The sequence below is a fragment of the Algibacter luteus genome, from assembly GCF_900141715.1.
GTDB lineage: Bacteria > Bacteroidota > Bacteroidia > Flavobacteriales > Flavobacteriaceae > Arenitalea > Arenitalea lutea.
The window spans coordinates 511,721-536,528 of the sequence record NZ_FQYK01000001.1; the positions used below are offsets into that span (position 1 = coordinate 511,721).

Sequence of the window (24,808 nt, forward strand, 5' to 3'; positions counted from 1 at the left end):
AAGACCTAATATTATTAATTTATTCTACGAACAACCAGCGTATCTAAACTTAGTTTTAATTTCAACCATTTTTCAAGTTTATCTTTATCTTTTTTGCGCTGATCTTCTTTCGCTAAAGAATCTACCCATTTAACTGAAAACACAGATAAAGTGTCCATTTTAGTAAAATTAGAATTGATAACACTCGCATAAGAAAACTGCTCGATGGTTTCGTAATTTATTTTTATTTCAGCTAACAATTCATCTAAAGCCACATGATTTCGCTCTAATTTTGAAAGCTGCTGCACCTTATTTTCTAAGTAATTTATTTTCTGAGTTTGCGATAATAAGTCTAAGGAATCTCTAGTTCTTAGTTCTTCCATATATTTAAAATTATCTAAATTTTTAGACCTATTTTGATTCACAACTAATTTACTATCAGATAAGGCACTGTAATCTTTCATTCTACTTTGTAATAGCATGATTGAAGATTCTGGAATTTCATCCAAACCAAAAGTATTTAGTTCTATTTTACTTTCCTCATTTCCGCCGTATTTATAAATGGCATTACTTTTAATGTATTCTGCATGTGGTAAAGCGCTTAATTCGTTTTCAACAAACAAACCAGCATCACGTTTAAAATTACTCTCTCTATAAACATCTATAAAAGTAAAACCTGCAGGAATCATTACTACAATAGCCAACAAGGTTGCCATTCTTGAAATAAAGAGTCTCTTCTTAGAATTGGCATATTTAAGCATAGGAAACCTTAGTAGTTTTAACACTAAAAAAGTAGCCAAGGCAATAAATATGGTATTAATGGTAAAGAGATACATAGCACCACCAAAGTAAACGAAGTTCGCTTTTGCTAAACCATATCCTGCCGTACAAAGCGGCGGCATTAAAGCAGTGGCAATTGCAACACCAAAAATAACTGAAGCAATAGTTCCTTTTTTAGTTCTAGCAATTATTAAGGCTAACCCACCAAAAAAGGCAATTAGCACATCCCTAATATCTGGTTTTACACGTCCTAAAAGTTCGTTGGTATCTTCACTAAGCGGGAAAAATTTAAAAAACAAGAAAGCAGTTAATAAACTCAACACAATCATAGTGGCTAAGTTTATTAACGAGCGCTTTAAAGTATCAATATCATTTATGGCAATAGAAAGTCCTACACCTAAGATAGGCCCCATAAGAGGAGAGATTAACATCGCACCGATAACAACTGCAGTAGAGTTAGCATTTAATCCAACGGAAGCCACAAATATAGAACACACCAATATCCACGCCGTAGCACCTTTAAAAGGGATGTCTCCCTTTATGGCTAGAATAGTAGCATCCCTATCAGTATCATCTCTAAAATCTAATAGTTCACTAAGAAACTTTTTGATACTGGCCATAAGACCTTGAGCATCTTTTTTTATGTTTTCTTTTGATTGCTCAACGTTTTGTTCGTTTGTTAAAGCCTCATCTTTAGGGGCTTCATCCGAAAAATTAAACTTACTCTCTTCGCTCATGATTTAACCATATTGCTCTCCAAATTTATCTTTAACTTGTTGGAGTGTCATTTTTATATCTTGTTCTTTTGATTTAGGAAAGATAAGCAAAACTTCTTCTTTATCAACAACAATATAATCTTGAAGACCGTCAATAACAACAATTTTATCCTTTTTTGTTCTTATCATATTACCCGATGCATCTTCAGCTAATGTCCTCGCATTCACAACGGCATTACCAGATTCATCTTTATCCAACTTGTCGTACAAACTACCCCAAGTTCCTAAATCGTTCCAATCAAATTCGGCAGCAATTACATGAACGTTTGCCGATTTTTCCATAATGGCATAATCTACTGATACATTTTCAGCATTCGGATAGTTCTCCTTAATAAACTCATTTTCAAATTCGGTATTGTACAAAGGAATTCCACTCTCGAATAATTTAAATAATTCGGGTTGATTATTTTGAAAAGCCTTTATGACACTTTTAGCGCTCCACATAAAAATACCTGCATTCCAAAGGAAATTTCCTTGAGAAATAAATGATTTTGCCGTTTCGTAATCTGGTTTTTCTCTAAATTGATTTACAGTTTTTATCGCTTCCGCGGAAGACTTATCAAATTCAATGTAACCATATCCTGTATTAGGAAATGTTGGTTGAATGCCTAATGTCATTAACGCATCATTATTTTCGCAATAATCAAAAGCTTGTTGCACATTTTTCGAAAACGTTTTTTCATCTTCAATCCAATGATCGCTGGGAGCTACTATCATAACAGCATCCGGGTTTTCTTTTTGAATTTTTAATGATGCATATAAAATACATGGCGCCGTATTTCTCATTGCAGGTTCTAAAACCACTTGACGTTGCTCTACTTCTGGTAGTTGTTCTAAAACCAAGTCGTTGTAACGCTCGTTGGTTAAAATAAAAATATTTTCCTTTGGAATTAAATCTGCTAAACGATGAAATGTTTTTTGAATTAAGGTATCGCCGGTTCCTAACATATCGTGAAATTGTTTAGGAAAATCTTGTGTGCTAATAGGCCAAAATCTCGATCCTACTCCTCCTGCCATTAATATGGCGTAATAATTTTTATTCATGCTAATTAATTTATCAGTTCCACTTCAGCGTTTGGATTAAACAAATATAATCTACCTGTTTTAACTTCAACACACTCAAAGCGTTTTACTCGTTTCTTATTCATTTTAAACACTTTTCCGTTATTTGATAGAAAAGCATGCCCCAAAGGTACTTGGAAAATGTATGTTTTATTATTGGGTTCGTCGAATTGCTTTAAAGCTAAGGCCAATGGTGCATCTGTATCGCTAGACGCTTTTGGGTTTTTAAAATGTTTAGCCAATAAAGGCAGCAACTCATTCGGGAAAATTTCTGGATTTAAAAACGGTAACATTAAATGCTGAAACGTGCGTTTCCATTCGATGCCATGTGGTTTTATAAATCTTCCGTACAATTTATAGGCTTCAAAATGTGCAATTTCATGAATTAAGGTAATCAAAAAACGGTATTCATTTAAATTCGAATTTACAGTAATTTGATGTTTTCCGTTAGATAAAAACCTATAATCGCCATGGCGTGTTTTTCGTTCTTTCTTAATTTTAACCATTACATGCTCCTGTTCTAAAAGATTTAAAACTAACGGAAGCGCATGGGCAGGCACATAATCTTGAAGCTGATTTTGCATTAGCGCTAAAATACTAGATTTATTGAAAAGACCATATTAATTTAATTGACTTTGTGAGAAAAAAAATAGAATATATTTTAACTATGGATATAAAACATTAAAGTGAATTCATATCCGCATTAGTTAAAAGAGACTTCAAAAAATCACAACATATCTAATAGTTCAGACATTCTCTTAAACGTTACGGAAGCTTCAGTCTGTAATTCGTTGTTAAAATCGTGCTCAGCAAATCCGTAAACATCAAACCCACCCGCTTTAGCAGCTCTGATTCCAATAAGACTATCTTCAATAACCAAACATTCCTCAGGATTGAAACCCATTGTTTCTGCCGCCCAAAGAAAAATATCGGGTTCTGGTTTCCATTTCTGAATTGCGAAACAACTAAATATACGGTCTTCAAAGTATGGCAGTAAACCAGTAACATCTAAGTTTAATCGTATTTTATTTTCTGGTCCGCTAGAGGCAACACAGAAAGGCATTTTTAAGTTTTCAACTACCTCTTTCACCCCATTTATTGGCTGTAGCTTTTGGCGAAAGGCTTCAAATGAATTAATACGATAATCCGTTTCAAAATTAACAGGAAGTGGAACTTTAATTCGGTTAGATATATATTCAGCACAATATTGATAGGAGGTTCCTTTTAATTCTCGCAAGGTGTTTTCAAAAGTCATATTGGCTCCCAATTGGTTACCCATTTCAACTAATACGCCAGCAGAAATAGCTTCGCTATCTACTAAAACACCATCGCAATCGAAAATTATGCATTTGTATTTACTCATATACTATGGCGTAGAATTGGAAACTTGCATCAATTTTCCGTTGTAATAGGTATTGCCATTTAATGAAAAGTCAAAAATATATTTAGCCATATCTAAGGCTGTTGTAGGCGCCTGATACCCTGGAAAAGCTTCTTCTAGCATTTCGGTTTGTACTGCCCCTAAAGCCAACACGTTAAAGGAAATTCCTGTGTCTTTGTACTCTTCAGCCCATAATTCAGTAAGCGTAATTACCGCAGCTTTACTTGAGCTATACGCCGCTAACCCGGGAAATTTCATACTGCCTTGAACACCTCCCATTGAGCTAATAGTTACCACATGGCTCTCATTTTTCATGAAAGGCAATACAACTCTTGTTAATTCGGCAACCCCAAAAACGTTGGTTTTATACACTTGCTCAAAATCTTCAATTAACGTTTGAGCAAATGGTTTGTTTAAAAGTGTACCTGCATTATTTATTAAAATATCAACATGTTTCCATTCATCTTTAATAAAATTTTCAACTTTTTTATATGCTTTAGAATCACCCAAATCGAACGAAATCGAAGTCACATTTTCTAAGTTTAAACTTTGAATGGGCTTCTCATTCCGCGAAAGCGCTAAAACTTTACAGCCTGCTTTTGCAAATAATTGAACCAACTCAAAACCTATTCCTCTACTTGTGCCTGTTATTATAACGTGTTTTTTACTCATTGTTCATTTTTATTTCTTTCGAAGGTGCATTAATCATACCTTCTAGTGCTGGAATCATTTTATTTATAAAATTGGTCATGTGATTAAAATCTATTTTTTCGGTTTCGTCATCTACATGATGGTAATACTCAAAATTAGTAAAATCGAAGGTAGAAATAGCATGTGCTGGCACTTTAAATTGTTCATAAAACGGATAATTATCCGAACGCATAAAGAGACGAAATTCTTTTGCTTTAGGAAAAAACCCTATGATTTCTGAACCCGCATATTCATTTAGAGTTTTAGCCAAATTCGATTTTTCGTAACCCGTCATATAAGCCAAAATTTCAGTTTCAGCTCTAGGCACACCTATCATTTCAAAATTAATCATGGTATGTAAGTCTATGTTTTCAGATTTTAATCGTGCTGCAAGATGTTCAGAACCTTTCAAACCCATTTCTTCTGCGGCATATAAGGTAAACAAAACACTACGCTTATTACTTTTGGTTTTCGCAAAATATTTTGCCCATTCTAAAACCGCAACAGTGCCCGAAGCATCATCGTTTGCTCCATTGGCAATGGAATCGCCATTTACTTCCTTAGATGTTCCGATATGATCGTAATGCGCACCTAAAATCACAAATTCGTTTTTTAAGTTTGGATCGGTACCTTCTAAACATCCAACAATGTTGTAGCCAACAATATCTTTTATATTAAAGCTATCTCGATAGGTTTCAAAATAAGGTTTTACATTATTTTCTTTGAATACGTTTTCAATATAAATGGCAGCTTTTTCAATACCCGGTGTACCAGTTTTCCTGCCTTCCAGCGCATCTGAAGCTAAGTAGTTTAGCGACCCTTCAATACTTAATCGTGATGCTTGATTATTGGCATCGATTTTAGTTGAAGTTGACGGTGTTACCTGTTCTTTTGATGGATATGAATTAGTACTTGCACTAGAACCATTGCTGTTTATAATGACCTCTGGAGTCTTGCAACTTAATAAAAAAGTCGATATACAAATTAATACGATAAGTTTTTTCATTAGTTATTCATTTAAGATTTAAAGGTAAAAAACAAAAAGGTAGCGGTAAAATAAATAGTTTTTAATTACCATTGAATTAATTAATATACTATATTTGAGTTAGTTAACATTTTCTTCCTTAAAGCTATTCTAGCAACTTATTAAGATTAGAATTACATTTACTGTACTGATCTTATAAATATTCACTTTCAAATTCAATTAAAATGAATTTTAAATTTATTCTTAAATTTTTCGTGTTTTTGATATCAGTAGGAGGAATTTCACAATCTAAATACACAGTAACTGGATTAATTTCAGACGATAATAGCAAAGGCATCCCTTACGTGAACGTATTATTAATAAAGGCTAGTGATTCCACCTTGATTAAAGGCACCATTTCTACAGATAAAGGCACTTATAAAATTGAAAATATACCAAGTGATAACTATCTCATTATGAGCAGTTATGTGGGTTATAAAACAACTTACTCCAATTCATTTTACTTAGATTCAGACTATAAAGTTGAAACACTTATGCTAAGTGAAGGAGAACAACTAAATGAAGTTTTTGTTGAAGCTAGAAAGCCCTTATATCAGCAAAAAGTAGATAGAATGGTTATTAATGTAGAAAACAGTATAGTTTCGGCTGGCGGAACAGCTTTGGAAGTGCTTGAACGTTCTCCAGGTGTTAATGTGAATAGGCAAAGTAACAGTATCTCTATAGTTGGTAAAGAAGGTGTTGTTGTTATGATAAATGATAAAATAAGTTACATGCCGGCATCATCTTTAGTGCAAATGTTGGAAGGGATGAGTGCCGATAATATTTCTTCAATAGAATTGATAACAACACCTCCATCTAATTTTGATGCCGAAGGGAATGCAGGATACATAAATATTGTTTTGAAAAAACGTACCGATTTAGGTTTAAATGGCTCATATTCTATTTCTGGTGGCTATGGGCAGGGTGTAACCAACAACAATAATTTAAATTTTAACTTCAGAAAAAAAAGTGTCAACCTCTATGGAAGCTATGGTTATTCGATTGACAACAGAGACCAAATCTTTAAAACCAGCAGACAATATGAAGACAATGGTGATTTATTGACCTCAAGCACAATTACAGACAGAGACCCAAGACAGCGAAATCACAATTTACGATTAGGATTGGATGTAAATACTTCTGATAAAACCATTATGGGTGTGTTGGTTAGTGCCTTTGATAACAGATGGTCTATGGATGCCATAAACAATAGTATTGATACAGAAAATGGAACACCAACTTCTTATGTTATTTTAGATAATAACGAAATAAACCACCTCAAGCATTTTGGAATAAACTATAATGTGAAGCACAATTTTACAGAAAATAAGTTTTTAAGTTTCGATATTGATTATCTCAAATATAAATTTGATAATCCTACCAACTACGAAAATTCTTTTTATGATGAAAACAATAATTTAGAAAGAACAGAGCTTTTAAGAAGTGGTAAAAAAACACCTATAAAAACTTGGGTTAGTAAGTTAGATTATAGCAATAAGGTTAATGACAAAATAAAAATTGAAGCTGGTGTAAAAGGCACAAAATCTAATTTTGAAAACGATGTAAATGTTGATGATTTTGAAAATAATGTTTGGGTATCAGATGCAACATTAACTAATAAAAGTGATTTAGACGAAAAAATATATGCAGCTTATAGTGCTTTAGAATACAAATTTAATGATAAAACCAGTCTTAAAGCAGGTGTTCGCTACGAACATACAGACTCAAAATTAGATACCGACACCCAGGGTACTGTAGTTGATAGAAATTACGGTATTTGGTTTCCAAGTGTATTTTTAAATAGAAAAATTAACGATTCACTAAGCCTTAATCTTTCTTACTCCAAAAGAATTACCAGACCAACGTTTAACGATTTAGCTCCTTTTGTTATCTTTTTTGATCCCAATACGTTTTTGTCTGGTAACGCATCATTACAACCCGCAATATCCAACGCTTTTAAGTTTGATGTAAATATCAAATCTTATTTTTTATCCTTTCAATATACCGTAGAAGATTCCTCTATAGCCAATTTTCAAGAACGTATAGATGAAGCAACAGGAAGATTAATTTTTGAAGCTGCTAATTTAGATTATACCAAAACATTTGGCATTACCTTAGGAGTGCCAATAAAGTTAACGAATTGGTGGCGCACCCAAAACAACCTTACTTTTATTAAACAAAAGGTAAGAGTCTTTTACAATGATGAACCTATCGAATTAAGCTTAGGTAATTTTTCAGCAAACAGTACACATTCGTTTAAAATATCCGATAGTTTTTCGGCAGAATTATCTGGATTTTATAATGGCCCAGGATTTTTTGGATCTGCAAAATACGATGAAGTATATGGTATTAATTTAGGGCTTCAAAAGAAGTTTAGCGATAAATGGGGAACACTTAAATTTTCAATAAGTGATATTTTAGATAGTATTGAGTTTAACGGCGGAACCGACTTGCCTGAACAAAATATAAAAACGAACAATACCTTCGACTTTTTCAACAGAACATTTTCGTTGAGTTATTCTCGAAATTTCGGAAATACAAAACTTAAATCTTCACGTAATCGTGAAACAGGTTCAGAGGAAGAAAGACAGAGAGTAAATTAAAAAAACCTGCTTCAATTGTATGAAACAGGTTTTAATATGTTGAGATTCTTGCTTCCGCATGAATTGATTATACTAACATAGTAACAGGGTTTTCAATATATCCTTTTAACGTTTGAAGGAATAAAGCTCCTGTTGCGCCATCAACCGTTCTATGATCGCATGCTAATGATAATTTCATGGTATGCCCAACTACTATCTGACCATTTTTAACCACTGGTTTTTCAACAATGTTTCCAACTGAAAGAATGGCTGAATTTGGTTGGTTAATAATTGATGTAAACGTATCGATACCAAACATTCCTAAGTTAGACACCGTAAACGTGCTACCTTGCATTTCGTCTGGCGTTAACTTTTTGTTTTTAGCCTTTCCTGCAAGCTCTTTTACAGCTGCACCAATTTGAGGTAAAGATTGCTCGTTAGCAAACCTTACTACAGGTACAACCAAACCATCTGGTACAGCAACAGCCACACCAATATGTACGTGATTATTTAAACGCATTTTATCTGCAAACCACTGCGAGTTTACTTGAGGATGTTGTTTTAATGCTAAAGCACATGCTTTAACAACAATATCGTTATACGAAATTTTGGTATCTGGTATAGAATTGAACTGCGCTCGGAATGCCATAGCATTTTCCATATCAAACTCTACGCTTAAATAATAATGAGGTGCAGAGAATTTAGAATTTGTTAATGCCTTAGCAATCGCTTTACGCATTTGCGAATTATCTACATCATCAAAATCTTCTTGTCCAGAAGGCACAAATTTACCAACCGCAGCGGCTCCAGCTGCAGGTTCATAATTTTCTATATCGCGTTTTACGATACGCCCATTTTCTCCAGATCCTTGAACTTTCAATAAATTAATACCTTTTTCTTCGGCTAATTTTTTAGCAAGTGGAGACACATACACACGTCCGTTTTCAGTAACTGGCGTAGGTGCAGGTTTACTCGATTTAGCAGGAGCGCTAGATGCAGCGGCTTTAGGAGTTTCCTTTTTAGCTTCTGCTTTAGGCGCTTCTTCTTTTTTAGCAGGTGCTGCTGGCGATGAGAAGTTAGCCGCTACTCCAGAAACATCTGTTCCTGCAGGACCTATTATTGCTAGAAGTGAATCTACTTTTGCAGACTCTCCTTCTTGTAATCCTATTTCTAATAAAGTACCAGATTGGAATGATTCAAATTCCATAGTAGCCTTATCTGTTTCTATTTCAGCTAGTATATCTCCTTCATTAACCGTATCTCCAACTTTCTTTAACCAAGTGGCAACAGTACCTTCTTCCATGGTATCGCTTAAACGTGGCATAGTCACAACTATGACGCCTTCTGGTAATTCAGCTGGTGCTGATGTTGTTTCTGGCTTAGCTGCGTCTTCTACTTTTGATTCGGCAACAGGTTTTGCCTCTTCTTTAGTTTCAGCAGCATCACTGCTTCCACCTCCACTCAAAAGCGCAGATATATCTTCACCTTCATCTCCAATGATTGCCAAAAGCTCATCTACTTTTGTAGTCTCGCCCTCTTGAACACCTATATGAAGCAATGTACCTTCATTAAATGATTCAAACTCCATTGTAGCCTTATCGGTTTCAATTTCAGCTAGAATATCACCTTCTTCAATTTTATCTCCTACTTTTTTTAACCATGCAGCAACGGTTCCTTCTTCCATCGTGTCGCTTAATCGCGGCATATTTACTACTATCGCCATATTTTATAATTTATGTTGAATAAATGGATAATCTTCTTGCTCATAAACCATATCGTAAAGTTGTTGCTTTTCTGGGAATGGAGATTCTTCAGCGAATTTTTCACATTCAGCAACACGTTCTTTAACGCGCTTATCTATTACTTTAATATCCTCTTCCGAGGCATACTTCTTATCAAGAATGATTTCTTTTACTTGAGTAATAGGGTCTATTTTCTTGTATTCTTCTACTTCAGATTTGGTTCTGTAATGCTGCGCATCACTCATTGAGTGACCTCTATAGCGATATGTTTTTAACTCTAAGAATGTTGGTCCGCCACCAGTTCTAGCACGTGTGATTGCTTCATCAAAAGCTTCGGCAACTTTAACCGGATTCATACCATCAACTGGTCCACAAGGCATATCGTACCCTAAACCTAGTTTCCAGATTTCAGTATGATTTGCAGTACGCTCAACAGAAGTTCCCATGGCGTAACCATTGTTTTCACAAACAAAAACTACCGGTAAATTCCAAAGCATTGCTAAATTAAAAGTTTCATGAAGTGAACCTTGTCTTGCTGCACCATCTCCGAAACAACATAAAGTAACACCATCTACTCCGTGATACTTATCACCAAAAGCAATTCCAGCCCCTAATGGGATTTGACCACCTACAATGCCATGTCCGCCATAAAATCTAAATTCTTTAGAAAAAATGTGCATCGAACCTCCCATACCATGGGAAGTTCCAGTTACTTTACCATACAATTCTGCCATTACACGATTTGGGTCTACACCCATTCCAATAGGCTGAACGTGATTACGATATGCCGTAATCATCTTATCTTTAGTTAAATCCATGGCGTGTAAAGCACCGGCTAATACAGCTTCTTGACCGTTATATAAATGAAGAAACCCTCTTACTTTTTGTTGGATATAAACGGCAGCAAGTTTGTCTTCGAACTTTCTCCAGAATAACATATCCTCATACCATTTAAGGTAAACTTCTTTTGTGATTTTTTGCATCGAATGATATTATATTACTAATTAGCGAAATACAAAAGTAACACATTGTGTTGTATTGAAAAAACCCTAATTAACGAAAGTGTAAAAAATAAAAATTCAATTAAATTATTCTTGATAGATTAACCAATTACTAATTTTTTATATCAAAAACTTACATATCTGAAAAACTACATCGTTATAATTGCTCTATAATACAGATTTATCAAAAACAAAAGGTAAAAGATTAGCGAGTGAATTGGATTTAGCTACGGCTCCCGTTTCGCCCATAAAATAGATTTCTATAGGTGTTTTCTGTTTTATTTCATATTCAGCTATTGCCTGTCTGCAAGCGCCGCATGGCGGAATAGGCTTGGTGGTTTGATTTCGTTTCGAGCCCGCTGTTATGGCAATAAGTAACATTTTTGCCTCTGGAAACTGAGACCCTGCATAATAAATGGCAGTACGTTCTGCACATAACCCTGACGGATAAGAAGCATTTTCTTGATTACTACCAGTAACAATTTGGCCATTATCTAGCAATATTGCTGTTCCTACGGTAAAATTGGAGTACGGCGCATAAGCATTAGCCCTAGCTTCTATAGCTTTTTGCATTAGTGCCTTTACTTGGTTTGATAGCTCATTTATGCTATCAAAAACATATAACGTCGATTCTATTTTTTTTTCCTTCATATTCAAATGTAAATAATAAAGTTAAGAAAAGCCTTTAAACAAAAAACTACTGCTAAATAGCAATAGTTTTTTAATACGTTTATTTAGTTGTTACTAATATTCGTTATACTCGCCAGCTCCGATATTGAAAGTAAGTGAAAATCGCAAAGTATTTTCCAACGGACTTTGAACTTTAGATGCTGAAAACAAATATGATAAATCGATATTAACAACATTGGCTTTGAAACCGGCTCCTAAAGCTAAAAACTTACGAGCTCCCTTGTCTTCACTTTCATTAAAATAACCTGCTCTAAATGCAAATGAATCTTGATATAAATATTCTGCTCCTAAGGCCCATGTGAATTCTTTCATCTCTTCACTAAAACCATCAGGGGCGTCACCAAACGACTGGAACATTCCTGAAAGGAAGCTTACATCCGGATCTTTCCCTTCTACGATAATGGTTGGCTCATCACTATCTTGATTTTCATCACCATCAGTATCCACATAACCATATACAGGTGGTGTTGGCACTAAAAGTTTTGTAATTTCAGCAGTAACTGCAATTTTATTATAATCATCAAATATAAAGTCGAATCCTGCTCCTAGCCTTAAATTTGTTGGTTGAAAGTTTTCTTGCCCGCCTTCATCATACTTAAATTTAGGACCAATATTTTGAATTGCAAATCCTGCTCTCCAACGTCCATTAAAATCGGCATACGCCTCTTCTTCACTCTGATAATAACCAGTAATATCGACACCAAAAGTACTTGCTGGAGTTGCATCGCCATCTACACCATCAAGTCTTAAATCTGAACGTAAATAACGCATAGCAACTGCCATAGCAAATTGGTCAGTTAATCGTAAAGCATAGGATGCATCTATTGTCAACTCATTTGGTCTTTGAATAAGTGCTTCTGAAAATTCATCTGTAACAAACTCTATATCACCTAAAGAAAAGTATTTTAAACTTGCCGAAAATGCACTACGCTCATCTATTCTATTAAAATAGGTCACATTTCCTAAAAAAATATCATTTACTAACTTACTTAAGTATGGGGTATAGCTAACGCCAACTCCTGATTTCGTTTCAGAAAACGCATATTTTGAAGGATTCCATTGTTGTGAAAAAGCATCTACAGAAGTGGCAACTCCCATGTCTCCCATAGCTGCAGCTCGTGCATCTGGAGCAATTAATAAAAACGGTACACCCGTTGTAATAACTCTTCTTTCTTGATTAGGGAAAATGATGGTTTCCTGTGCATTAGCTTTAAATATAAAAGCAAGAGTTATTAATAGCAATATTTGATTCTTCATGAATTCAATTTTAGTTAGCAAATATAATTTTTATTTTAAAACTTGCTTTATAATTCTGTAACATACTAACAATCATTACAGAGAAACGACACAATTAGTTAAAGAATTACAAGTTTTTCTATTTTTTCTACTGTTTTATTTGATAAGTTTGAGTGGACTTTAAGTTTATAAATATAAACACCTTTTCCTATTTTATCTCCAAAATCATCTCTTCCATCCCAAACTATATCTCTTGACAACGAACTCGTGGCTTTTATACCACCTGTGGTTTGACCATTTAACGTTCGAACTAATTTCCCGGAGACCGTGAATATCTGTATAGAAACGTCTAAAGGTTCCGAACTATTGTGATTAAACCAAAATTCTGTATAATTTACGAACGGATTTGGGTAATTAAGTACATTGTTAATCACTAAACTTTGATCTTCATCGTATACCACAAACTGAATTTCTGCAATTGATGAGTTATTATAAACATCCCATGCTTTTAAAGTTAAAGTATGCAACCCAGGCTCAAGATCTCTAAATAAAAAACTTAATGTTCCTTTGGTATAATCATCCACTTCCGTTTGATAATAATCGTTTAATATAACGGGATTCGTTTCATCGCCATCAATTATGGCTACAATATCATGCCCTATACCACTAGCCGTATTAATTCCATTGGCGTCTTCTAATTTAGCTAATAACGTTGGTGACTCATTGGTAATACCTCCAGTAACGAAGTTTTCATCATTCATATATAATGTAATAACTGGACCCGTATTATCTTCTGGCGCATTTTCATTAAGCCCTCCTATTTTAACTGAACTTATATCTGCCCCTGCTTGGTTTTGAGTTGAAGTTTCATTTTTAGCATAAAAGCTAACTTTTCCTTGACCTACTGGAAGCCCTATATCTTTTGGCACGACAAAATCAAATTCAAATTGGCCATTTGTTACCGAGGCTTGACCTCTAAAAATAATTTCACCTAGTGTAGAGAAATCTAGAATAATGACGCCATTACTATCTCTTATCCCATCATTAGCCAAAGTTTGTCTGTTTATAAACTTATCATAAATAGTGGTCGATAAGGTTCCATTATAATTACTTAAAAGATTGCCTGAAAGATCTGTAACCTCGCCAGCTAATTTTACATAACTCAGAGCTTTTAAAGTATCTGTGGCTTGACCAATTGGCACGTCATTAATTCTGGTGAGTTTAATATTGGGTTCTGGAAATGCCAATTTCATGGCAGGATCACCAATAAAAAACACTAAACTTTTTTGGCTATTTCCTGAAATTAATGGATCGTTTTTAGCTAGCCTTAAAGCTTCTGCCATTGAAGGATATTCATAATCTTCATAAGTATCATTATCGTTATACGAAAACAAATACTGCCCTAATTCTTCATTAAAAGTTATCCCAAAATTCACAAATACTTGACGCGTTGTTGTGATTAATCCTACCGCTCCCGTATCTTTATTCCAAAACGTAAATTCGCCTGCAGTTTCTCTGTACGGATTATCAAATCTAGTGAATTCGCAAGTTACTGTTACAAAGCAATTGAGTTTACAAACATTCCGAAATTCGGTAATATCAGGCTTTAACAAAATGCGCTCTTCGGCTAAACCTTCTTCACCACCATGACCAAAATAATTGACTACCAGTGCACCATTGTCAATGGCATTAACAATTTCGTTTGTAACATCGGGATATCGATCACCTCCAGCCGAAGATTCTTGCTGAAACGCGTCCGTATGTATTTTAGTGACATTCATAAACGGCTTTTCTTGAGACACAAGGTCACCTATATCATTTGTGGTTTCTTGTAATTCCCCGAGAAGCTTACTATCATTATCATCAGAAATTACAACAAAATTATTTCGCCAACTGCCGTAGGCTTCCTTTATATAATAAGACTCGATTTTATCTACCATTTCTTTGGCGCGTTGCGGTGTATCTGCAAGAATTCTTCCAACGGCAATATCTAATAAGTCAGATGTATTCATGGCTCCTTCAGAATCATCCATCATACCATAAAAATCGTCAGAAACAAAAGAAGTAGCTAAACTAAAACTATTATAAGAGTACCATGAAGGCACAACATTAGTGTTATTTGGGATTCTATCTTTATAATCAAAAGAACCATCGCCAAATAAACACAAGTATTTAATTCTGTTCTCTGTTGAACTTGCATTATCATAAACATATTTCACCATATTTCTTATAGCTCCAATATCTTGATTTCCAGAACTAAACTCATTATAAATCTCATTTAGCCCGATAGCTTTTGCATTTAAACCATATTGATTTCTATTAATTTGCGCTAATTTTTCAGCATGAGAAAGCATGTTATTTGGCGCTACGATTATGTAATCGACATCTTGAAAATCACCTTGTGTATTTTGAAAAATTGTTCCTTTAATATTTTGATTAGCTATAGAAGTTTGTGAATCGAATTTAGGAACATAATAATCTGATTGTGATACCGCTACGTAGCTTTTTAAACTTCCAAGTGTTGCTGTAAAGCTTAAAGTTGATGCTTCATCAACATTAATAAAATTTGCAACATTATATAAATCTGTAACATCCCAAATTTCTGAAAGATTCGCGGTATTTGTTATGTTATACTGCCCAATTCCTGAAGCGGTTGCCACATCTGAGTTTTTAAATAAAAATTGCTCTCCATTAAAATTTAGTTTACGGGTTGCTTTAACTCCAATATAATCTAAATACCCAATAATACTTGGGTTTCCTAAGTTATCAAAATCAAGTCCAACGGAAACCGTAGAGGAATTTACATTAACATCACCATTATAAGTAGATCCATTTGCAAATGTTGGCGATGACACCCCTCCAATAAACAATGAAGAAACTGCTGCATTATTAACACTTATATTGATTTGACTGTCTGCTGTTGTTGACGTTGCAAAAACTACTTTTAAATTTACTGGTTCGGTGGTTACCAAATCTGGAAAATTAAACTCAAAAGACTTCGAGCTATCTACATCAAATTTATCACCAAACCATCGTCTACCCAGAGACACTAGGTTATAATCATCAACCTCATGAAATTGATAATCTTCAAAAGTATCAATAATCATATCTACATTACCAATGGGTTGATTAAATGGCTGGATACGCTTACCATTCCCCGAACTTACATTAATGAAGTAGTAGGTTTTATCGGTATAACAATTTATATGCGTACCTTTTTCTATGTTATACTCTTTTGGTCCTTGAGCATAAAACAAAATATAATCGTCATTATTAAATTCGCCGTCTGCTTCACCTACGAATTTAATTGCATTTTCAGGCACATCATAAGGGTAGGTTACTGCGTTTGAATACGGAATCATGCGTCCACCATGACCAAACAATTTAATAGTTCTCGGATCTACATTGTTCACATTCACGCCCAAACGCTGTAAAAAACTTTTTGAAAGCTTAAAAACCCCTGTGGTATCTACATAAAACCGATACCATTCACCAGAACTCAACACAGAATTCGAAATTACTCTGGAAGCGTTGTTGTTTTTTAAAAACGTTTGGTTATTTGATGAACCAATTTTATAATTTACCTGAAAGGAAGTAATTCTTTTAAAACGGTTGCTCTCATCCTTTACTATAGGCGAAAGTTGAAAATAGATATACCTTTTATTTCTTGCTACAGTATTTTTTAAGGTGAATTGTAAAGTATTGGGAATTGTATTGACGTCTAAATCCTTTAAATCTGCTTTCGTTATGGATTGATACACCACATTAGTTACAGAAACTGAAGATTCGTTGACCAATCCCTTTGATACCCATTGATCTATAAACCGTAATCCTTTATCTAAATCAAAATTAAAATACGTTGGATTGAAAGCGGGTATTTCAAATGAAAAACTACCACCAGTTAAAGTTTTAGACTCCTCCCAATTAATGGTATACTTTTTTTGTTGCGCAAACACACCTACCGAAAACGTCAGTAGTAATAATAAAATTTTCTTCTTCATTGGTAAAATAACGTCTTTAACAGATTGTTATTATTAAAAATCCACTTTTTTAAAAACTGATTCAAAAATACAATAATAAATTATGAAATCATGCGTTAATACAACACAAAACTATGGTTTGAAAGGTCAAAATCATCGTTGAAATACATAAAAATAGGACGAAATACACTATTTTTTGGATAAAATGCAGAAAACAGCTTGCGTTATTAGGTTTAATTCTTATATTGCAGCACCAAAATTATTATTAGCTTACTTAAAATATGGATATGAAAAAAGTAGTAGCATTCAAGATTTTATTAGTTTTAGCACTAGCAGTGGTATCAACTAGTTGTAAAAAATCTTCGAGTTCAAAAAACAGCTCCAGAGCTACTGGATGGGACATAAACTCTAGAGAGGGTGGTTTCCAGTACAATACAGACTTCAAAGAACAAGAAACTGCTCCTGGATTAGTTTTTGTAGAAGGTGGTACATTCACGAAAGGACGTGTACAAGATGATGTTATGCATGATTGGAATAATAGCCCAAATCAGCAACATGTTCAATCTTTCTATATGGACGAAACCGAGGTAACCAATGCTATGTATATGGAATACTTAGATTGGATTAAAAGAACTTATCCACCAAGTGATCCTTTTTACAGAGCCATTTATCATGGTGCCTTACCAGATACTTTAGTATGGAGAAATCGTTTAGGCTTTAATGAAGTTATGACGGAGAATTACTTACGTCATCCTGGTTACGGCGAATATCCTGTAGTTGGGGTAAGCTGGATTCAAGCTGTTGAATTTGCTAACTGGCGTACAGACCGTGTTAATGAACATAAACTGACGGAAGCTGGATACTTAAAACGCGATGCAATGATAAAAGATGTCAATGCAGAACAAACATTTAGTACGGATACATACATCAATGCACCTACTTTAACGTATGGTGGTAATGAAGAAATTATCAGACCAGAAGGTAGAGGAAGAAGAAATGTAAGAGTTGATGAAGATGGTAACGAATCTGGTGTTTTTGCTACTCGTGAAACTGGAATTATCTCACCAAAATACAGACTCCCAACAGAAACTGAATGGGAATATGCTGCTTTAGGGTTAAGTGAACTTAGAAGTTATAACCTATATCGTGGTCGTAAAAAATACCCATGGGACGGACAATACACTCGTTCGGGTAAGCGTAAAATACGTGGCGACCAAATGGCGAACTTTAAGCAAGGAAAAGGTGATTATGGTGGAATTGCTGGTTGGTCTGACGATGGTGCAGATATTACCAACGCCGTAAAATCATACGAACCTAACGATTTTGGATTATATGATATGGCTGGAAATGTTGCCGAATGGGTTGCAGATGTTTACAGACCTATAATTGATGATGAATTTAATGATTTTAACTACTACCGTGGAAATGTTTATACGAAAAATGCATTAAACGACGACGGTACTGTAAAAGTGGTAACTATAGATGACATTGTTTATGACACTTTATCTAACGGTAAAGTAGTTGCAAGAAATTTACCTGGTGAAATTTTACAGGTTCCTGTGGATGAAAACGAAACTTACTTACGTTCAAACTTTGATAAAAGTGACCAAATAAACTTTAGAGACGGAGACAAACGTTCTTCTCGCTATTTTGAAAGCTTTAATGATGATGAAAATGAAGGTGGAGCTGAATCTGAAACCAGAAAAATGTACAATTCTCCGAAACATACTATTACCAGAGATTCTTTAGGGAATATTATTAGAGAATACGACAAAAGAAACAGTAGAACATCTTTAATTAATGATAAAGTAAGAGTTTATAAAGGAGGTTCTTGGAAAGATAGAGAGTACTGGTTAGATCCTGCTCAAAGGCGTTACTTCCCGCAAGATATGGCAACAGACTACATTGGATTTAGATGTGCTATGTCTAGAGTTGGATCAAAGAGTAAAAATAAAACCAAAAAGAAAAACTAAAATTTAGATTTTAAAATAATATAAAGGTTCTAACTAGAGTTAGAACCTTTTTTTATACTTTTATTTTCGCATAACAAATCTTAAATTTTTGAAAACATCCCAATTACACGCACTTTTTTTAAAATGCAATGCAGTATCAACGGATACTCGAAACATTAATAAAAATGATATGTTTTTCGCTTTAAAAGGCGAAAATTTTAATGGTAATAAATATGCCGAATCTGCATTAAATAAAGGCGCAAAATATGCCATTGTAGATGAAGCAAAATATAATAACTCTCCAAACACCATTCTTGTCGACAATGTTTTAAAGACTTTACAAGAACTGGCTAGCTTTCATAGAAATTATTTAAAAATCCCAATAATAGCGCTAACAGGCAGTAATGGAAAAACCACTACGAAAGAATTGATAAATGCAGTGTTATCTAAAAAATATATCACAACCGCAACTATTGGTAATTTAAATAATCATATTGGCGTACCATTAACCTTATTATCCATGAGTAAGGATACAGAAATATGCATTGTTGAAATGGGCGCAAACCATCAAAAAGAAATTGAATTCCTTTGCCAAATTGCACAACCAGATTATGGTTATATTACAAATTTTGGGAAAGCCCATCTAGAAGGTTTTGGAGGGATTGAAGGCGTTATAAAAGGTAAAAGTGAAATGTATAATTATTTAATTTCTAATAATAAACTTGTTTTTGTAAATGCCAACGATGCTATTCAAATTGATAAAACTATGACCACTAAAAGATACATTTTTGGAAACGCTACCGAAGGTATCGACATTGAGGTTACTTTTTTAGAAGCACAACCTTTCGTAACATGCAAATATGACAACTTAGAAATTCAAAGTCAGCTTATAGGCGATTACAACTTTAACAATATAGCTGCAGCTATAGCTATAGGTCACTATTTTAAGGTTAATAACGAAGATATTAAAAATGCAATTGAAGGCTATATCCCTTCTAACAATCGTTCCCAAATTATCACTAAAAATTCTAATAAAATCATTTTAGATGCCTATAACGCTAACCCGAGCAGTATGCGCGCGGCATTATTAAATTTTGAAAAACAATCTGGTAAAAAACTAGCCATATTAGGTGATATGTTCGAATTGGGAAATGAAGCTAAAAAAGAACATCAGAATATCGCTGATTTAGCATATTCTTTAGATTTGAATCAAGTTGTATTGATAGGAGAAAATTTTTATAATTCTCAAACAAATTCTAATGTTAAAATGCAGTATAAATCTTTTGAAGATTTTAAAAATAATTTTGATTTTTCAAAAATAAAAAATCAAACAATTCTAATAAAAGGATCAAGAGGAATGGCATTAGAGCGCATTCTAGAGCTACTTTAATTAAAATTATTCAAAAAAAATGCCAGTTTAAAATAAACTGACACTTCATTTAATATAATTCTCCCTAAGAACTAATTAATAGCAATGTAAAGATGCACCTTTAATTCCGATTTAGCAATACTCAAATTGAGTATTTTACAAATTATATAAGAATTTTATTATTTTTTAACATGCCAATAATTTCTCCAGTGGAAGATACTTTTAATTTTTTTAGAATATTTCTTCGGTGTGTGTCCACAGTATTGGCAGTAATATTAAGTCTTTTTGCTATCTCTTTGCTACTGTAATTCAACACCAAAAGTCTAATAATATCGCGTTCCCGATTACTTATACCATCCGACAATAATTTCTGAGAAAAATTATTGAAATATACTGTTTCATATTCGTTATTATCATTTAATATCTTTGCAGAAGCACAAACTTGCATTTCAATATGATTTGATAATACCGTATAATGAGCTAATCCAATAATAGGCTTATTATTATTATCGAATTCAAGTGGTGTTGTATTCTGAATCACATTTACGTATTCATCTTTACTATTCTTTAATCGATAATTCCATGTATAGCTCATTTTGTTTCTTTCAGAAACAGGAATCTCATTCAATGTAAAATTCATAAGCTCATTTAAGGCCTCTAACCAAACTTCTAAATCATCTGGATGCATTTTACTCCAGAGGTATTTCATGCCTTTAGCCTTAAGTTCTTCCCTATCCATACCTAAGCAAGCAGTCAGGTTTTTACTTATATATTCAAAGGCTAAATTTTGTGTATTTGTGATACAAAAAAACGTAGAATTATAGGGCATGAATGCATCCAATTCTATTATTTTTTCAATGTGTTTTTCTAATGAAGGATTATCGTGCGATTTAAAAATTTCTTTGTAAGCTTCTTTAATTGTACGCGTATTCATAGATGTGAGACTTTTTTTTCTAAAAATAGAAAAAAACCTAAAGCTTTCCTACAATAATTAATTACTAAGTAAATGCGAGTTTATTAAATACATAATTCACAACTCACAATCTAAGCCATTTTAAAATCGAAACAATAAGAAATAAAAAATCCTGATAGTTTCTATCAGGATTTTTCTGTGGGCGCGAAGGGATTCGAACCCCTGACCCCTTGGGTGTAAACCAAGTGCTCTGAACCAACTGAGCTACGCGCCCTCTAAATTGGACTGCAAATATAACCTAGTTTTTAATATTGCAAAAACTTTTTCAATAAAAATTTAAATTATTTCTGCTACAACAAAAGTACTTCCTCCAATGAATACAAAATCATCTATATCAGCATTGTTTAGAGCCATTTCATAGGCCTCATTTACAGAATTATATGCTTCGCCTTTCAAATTATATTTAGAAAATTCATTTTTTAGCTCAGTGGCATCTAATCCTCTTGAAATGTCTGGTTTGCAGAAATAGTATGTTGCTTTTTTAGGCAGTAAGCCTATTATTGAAGTTAAATCTTTATCATTTACAACACCAAATACAATAAGTAATTTATTAAAAGTCTCATTTGATAGTTGTTGCATAACATAGGTTAAACCTTCCTTATTATGTCCTGTATCACAAACTACTTTCGGGTTTACATTTAATGTTTGCCATCTCCCCAGTAATCCGGTATTTTTTACAACATTTTGCAAACCTTGTTTCAAATTGTTCTCTGATATTTTGAAACCTTTTTTTTGTAGCGTTTTAATAGTTCGAATTACAGTTTTGATATTCTTAGATTGGTAGCTCCCTATTAAATCGGATTTATAATCTGAGGTAATCTCTTTATCTGCAAAAACTATATTTGAATAATTTTCTTCTGCTATTTTTTTAAATACAGGAGTCGTTTCTTTTTGGGTTTCGCCAATTACAACCGGTATTCTAGGTTTAATTATTCCTCCTTTTTCATAAGCAATGGCCTCAAGAGTATCACCAAGAAACTGCGTATGGTCTAACCCGATATTAGTAATTACAGAAACTTCAGGAGTAATAATATTTGTTGAATCTAATCGTCCGCCCAACCCAACTTCAATAATTGCAATATCTACTTTCTGTTTTGCAAAATAATCAAACGCCATTCCAACGGTCATTTCAAAAAACGACAATTTATTAGCTTTAAAAAAAACCTTATTTCGTTTAATAAAACCAATAACAAATTGTTTACTTACTTCCTTACCATTAATTTTAATGCGTTCTCTAAAATCTTTTAAATGTGGTGAAGTATATAAACCAACTTTATATCCTGATTCTTGCAAAATTGAAGCCAGCATATGGCTTGAAGAACCTTTACCGTTGGTGCCTGCAACGTGAACCGATTTAAACTTAAGTTCTGGATGATTTAAACGACTTGCGAGCTTTAAGGTGTTCTTCAAATCTTTTTTAAAAGCCGTTTTACCCTGCCTTTGATACATTGGTAGTTGAGAAAACATCCAATTAAGTGTATCTTGATATGTCATTGACTATTGACTTAATTTGAAGTTAACACTAACAAACCCTAATTGTCGTGTTGGTGCTTTAGGATCGGCTGGCCATTTATGAGATAAGGCTATTTTTTTTGCTGGTTCTAATAAACACGGTGCTGTATTTGTAGTTCCTTTTTGACCAGGTTCTGCTGAAATGACATTTCCGCTTTGATTAACTACAATTTTAACAATTACCATTCCAGACTCATTACAATCTTGTTTTAACTTTTGGAATGAAGCGTTGCCACGTCCGTTTAAACCATAACCAACACCTCCACTGCCCGTTCCTTGCCCACCAAAATAACTAGGCGCATACGGATTACCATCTAACTGACCTTTATCTCCCGATTGATTGTCATTTCCTTCACTACCGGTTTCGGAGCCTTCGGATTTGCTTACACCTCCAATTAAGGCATCTAATTTTTTCTTTTTTTCTTCTTGCTCGCGTTTTACTTTAGCAATTCTATCGGCTTCGGCTTTTGCTTTGGCATCTGCAATAGCTTTCGCCCTTGCTTCTGCTTCTTTTTGCTTTTTTATAGCTATAGATTCGGCATCTTCTTGAGTTAATACCTCCTCTTTAGTTTCTGATGATTTGGTAGGTTCCGATTTTGAAACATCGGGTTGCGGTGGTTCTTCAATTTTTAATGGCTCAGACTTCACAGGCTTTAAAGGCTGTACATTGCCTTTACCAAAATCTGAATTTCCAAAATTTACTGCAACACCATATTCCTCTGGCGGATCCATATAAGTAGTACCAACAACAAACAACAAAAGCAACAAAATAATAGCAATTAACGCTGTTAATTTTGCAGAATTCTTTTCGTGTTTTGTTTTGAAGTACTTCATTATTCTATTTTGGTTTTACCGCTAAAATAACTTTAAACTTATTTCGGTTAGCAATATCCATAACCTTTACTACATTTTCTACAGGTACAGATTTTTCAGCTCTTAGTATTATGGTTGGTTTATCTTTAGATGCTAAAACTGCCATTAATTCATTCTCTAATACACTTTCGCCAACACGTTTCTGGTCTATATAATACGTTAAGTCTTTTTTAATACTTACTGCAACAGATTTTTTGTTTTCTGTCTTACCACTGGCTTTAGGTAATAAAATATCTATTGCATTTGTGGTAACTAAGGTAGAAGCAATCATAAAAAAGATAAGTAGTAGAAATACAATATCTGTCATTGATGACATATTGAATTCTGGTGTTACTTTATTTCTTCCTCTAAAGTTCATACTACGTAGGCTCGTTTAAATGATCTAAAAACTCTAATGAATTTGCTTCCATTTGATACACCACTTTATCGGTTTTAACTACCAAGTGATTGTAAGCCATATAAGCCACAATACCTACAATTAAACCTGCAACAGTAGTAGTCATGGCTGTATATAATCCACTGGCTAAAACATCCATTTGGATAGAACCTCCTGCGTTAGCTAATTCAAATATGGCTAATATCATTCCAATTACTGTACCAAGGAACCCAATCATGGGTGCTGCTCCAGAAATTGTTGCCAGAATACTAACGTTTTTTTCTAATCCATAAATTTCTAAACGACCCGCATTTTCAATAGCTGTGTTAATATCCGCAAGTGGCTTACCAATTCTAGAAATACCTTTACCAATTAAACGAGATACAGGCGTATTCACTTGCGCACATAGCACTTGAGCCGAATCAATTTTACCATTGCTAACATGGTCTTTTATCTGATTCATGAAATTAGCATCAACTTTAGAAGCAGCTTTAATTGCAAATATGCGTTCGAAATAAATATAGATTGCACCGACAAGGAGCAAAAACAGAACAGCTATAATAACTTGTCCTGCAGCGCCTCCGCTGCTTATTAATTCGATAATAGATAGTGTTTTTTCAACTGACTCTCCATCGGTTAACACTGCTGTTTCGGTTTGTGTGTTTTGTAATAATGTATTGAGCATAGAATATTATTTGTTGCAAATGTATAACGTTTCTTTTTTTATTAAAGTATAATACATTTTTTTCTAATGTTTTATATACGTTAATTATAAACTATTAGACTTAAAACAAAGTAATGCATTTGCGTTAGGGATTGTAGCGGCATCC

At 33.7% G+C, this 24,808-nt stretch carries 19 protein-coding genes and 1 tRNA gene; 3 read left to right on the forward strand and 17 right to left on the reverse strand.

The annotated features are described in order from the left end of the window. Positions 1-14: 14 nt before the first annotated feature. The 6 genes from BUA46_RS02085 to BUA46_RS02110 form a co-directional block, all read right to left on the reverse strand. A complete protein-coding gene (locus tag BUA46_RS02085) occupies positions 15-1,496 on the reverse strand; it encodes a DUF389 domain-containing protein (RefSeq protein ID WP_019386224.1) in 1,482 nt (493 codons plus the stop codon). A gap of 3 nt (positions 1,497-1,499) precedes the next feature. Further along, the gene (locus BUA46_RS02090; protein ID WP_026009899.1) at positions 1,500-2,579 is read right to left on the reverse strand and encodes a mannose-1-phosphate guanylyltransferase; all 1,080 of its coding nucleotides are present in this window, start codon (positions 2,577-2,579) and stop codon (positions 1,500-1,502) included. 5 nt (positions 2,580-2,584) lie between these two features. Further along, positions 2,585-3,181, reverse strand: a complete 597-nt coding sequence (locus tag BUA46_RS02095; RefSeq protein ID WP_019386222.1) for a SprT-like domain-containing protein — start codon at positions 3,179-3,181, stop codon at positions 2,585-2,587. Between the two features lie 143 nt (positions 3,182-3,324). Then, positions 3,325-3,960 carry an HAD family hydrolase gene (locus BUA46_RS02100; RefSeq protein WP_019386221.1) on the reverse strand — a complete coding sequence of 212 codons (636 nt, stop codon included), beginning with the start codon at positions 3,958-3,960 and terminating at the stop codon, positions 3,325-3,327. Between the two features lie 3 nt (positions 3,961-3,963). Continuing rightward, positions 3,964-4,650 carry an SDR family NAD(P)-dependent oxidoreductase gene (locus tag BUA46_RS02105; protein WP_019386220.1) on the reverse strand — a complete coding sequence of 229 codons (687 nt, stop codon included), beginning with the start codon at positions 4,648-4,650 and terminating at the stop codon, positions 3,964-3,966. After that, positions 4,643-5,674 (reverse strand): M28 family metallopeptidase, encoded by a 1,032-nt coding sequence (locus BUA46_RS02110; protein ID WP_019386219.1) that lies wholly within the window; start codon positions 5,672-5,674, stop codon positions 4,643-4,645. The genes BUA46_RS02105 and BUA46_RS02110 overlap by 8 nt, the downstream gene beginning before the upstream one ends. Positions 5,675-5,877: 203 nt before the next feature. On the opposite strand from BUA46_RS02110, the gene BUA46_RS02115 reads away from it, so the two are divergent. Next, positions 5,878-8,295 carry an outer membrane beta-barrel family protein gene (locus tag BUA46_RS02115; RefSeq protein ID WP_019386218.1) on the forward strand — a complete coding sequence of 806 codons (2,418 nt, stop codon included), beginning with the start codon at positions 5,878-5,880 and terminating at the stop codon, positions 8,293-8,295. Positions 8,296-8,362: 67 nt separating this feature from the next. Here BUA46_RS02115 and BUA46_RS02120 read toward each other — a convergent pair whose 3' ends face one another. The 5 genes from BUA46_RS02120 to porU all read right to left on the reverse strand — a co-directional run bounded on the left by BUA46_RS02120 (position 8,363) and on the right by porU (position 16,944). Next, complete coding sequence (locus tag BUA46_RS02120; protein ID WP_019386217.1) at positions 8,363-9,997, reverse strand: pyruvate dehydrogenase complex dihydrolipoamide acetyltransferase; 1,635 nt, start codon at positions 9,995-9,997, stop codon at positions 8,363-8,365. A gap of 3 nt (positions 9,998-10,000) precedes the next feature. Further along, positions 10,001-10,999, reverse strand: coding sequence for a pyruvate dehydrogenase (acetyl-transferring) E1 component subunit alpha (pdhA, locus tag BUA46_RS02125; protein WP_019386216.1), 999 nt, complete (start codon positions 10,997-10,999; stop codon positions 10,001-10,003). A gap of 186 nt (positions 11,000-11,185) precedes the next feature. Then, a complete protein-coding gene (cdd, locus tag BUA46_RS02130) occupies positions 11,186-11,668 on the reverse strand; it encodes a cytidine deaminase (RefSeq protein WP_019386215.1) in 483 nt (160 codons plus the stop codon). A 93-nt stretch (positions 11,669-11,761) separates the two neighbouring features. Beyond that, on the reverse strand, positions 11,762-12,964 hold the full coding sequence (porV, locus tag BUA46_RS02135; RefSeq protein WP_019386214.1) for a type IX secretion system outer membrane channel protein PorV: 1,203 nt from the start codon (positions 12,962-12,964) through the stop codon (positions 11,762-11,764). 98 nt (positions 12,965-13,062) lie between these two features. Beyond that, positions 13,063-16,944: a type IX secretion system sortase PorU gene (gene porU / locus BUA46_RS02140; protein ID WP_019386213.1), complete on the reverse strand. Its 3,882-nt coding sequence runs from the start codon at positions 16,942-16,944 to the stop codon at positions 13,063-13,065. A gap of 260 nt (positions 16,945-17,204) precedes the next feature. Between porU and gldJ the strand changes: the two genes are divergently transcribed. Further along, positions 17,205-18,896, forward strand: coding sequence for a gliding motility lipoprotein GldJ (gldJ, locus tag BUA46_RS02145; RefSeq protein WP_019386212.1), 1,692 nt, complete (start codon positions 17,205-17,207; stop codon positions 18,894-18,896). Between the two features lie 88 nt (positions 18,897-18,984). Beyond that, entirely contained in the window at positions 18,985-20,265 is a 1,281-nt protein-coding gene (locus BUA46_RS02150) for a UDP-N-acetylmuramoyl-tripeptide--D-alanyl-D-alanine ligase (protein WP_019386211.1), read from the forward strand. Positions 20,266-20,407: 142 nt separating this feature from the next. Here the strand turns inward: BUA46_RS02150 and BUA46_RS02155 are convergent, their stop codons facing one another. From BUA46_RS02155 to BUA46_RS02180, 6 genes are all read right to left on the reverse strand, one after another. After that, positions 20,408-21,178 carry a LuxR C-terminal-related transcriptional regulator gene (locus tag BUA46_RS02155; RefSeq protein ID WP_019386210.1) on the reverse strand — a complete coding sequence of 257 codons (771 nt, stop codon included), beginning with the start codon at positions 21,176-21,178 and terminating at the stop codon, positions 20,408-20,410. Between the two features lie 178 nt (positions 21,179-21,356). Then, positions 21,357-21,431, reverse strand: a tRNA-Val gene (locus BUA46_RS02160). Between the two features lie 62 nt (positions 21,432-21,493). Continuing rightward, positions 21,494-22,711, reverse strand: coding sequence for a bifunctional folylpolyglutamate synthase/dihydrofolate synthase (locus BUA46_RS02165; RefSeq protein ID WP_019386209.1), 1,218 nt, complete (start codon positions 22,709-22,711; stop codon positions 21,494-21,496). 3 nt (positions 22,712-22,714) lie between these two features. Further along, the gene (locus BUA46_RS02170) at positions 22,715-23,563 is read right to left on the reverse strand and encodes a hypothetical protein (protein WP_019386208.1); all 849 of its coding nucleotides are present in this window, start codon (positions 23,561-23,563) and stop codon (positions 22,715-22,717) included. A gap of 4 nt (positions 23,564-23,567) precedes the next feature. After that, positions 23,568-23,960, reverse strand: coding sequence for an ExbD/TolR family protein (locus BUA46_RS02175; RefSeq protein ID WP_019386207.1), 393 nt, complete (start codon positions 23,958-23,960; stop codon positions 23,568-23,570). 1 nt (position 23,961) lies between these two features. After that, positions 23,962-24,663 (reverse strand): MotA/TolQ/ExbB proton channel family protein, encoded by a 702-nt coding sequence (locus BUA46_RS02180; RefSeq protein WP_019386206.1) that lies wholly within the window; start codon positions 24,661-24,663, stop codon positions 23,962-23,964. Positions 24,664-24,808: the final 145 nt, after the last annotated feature.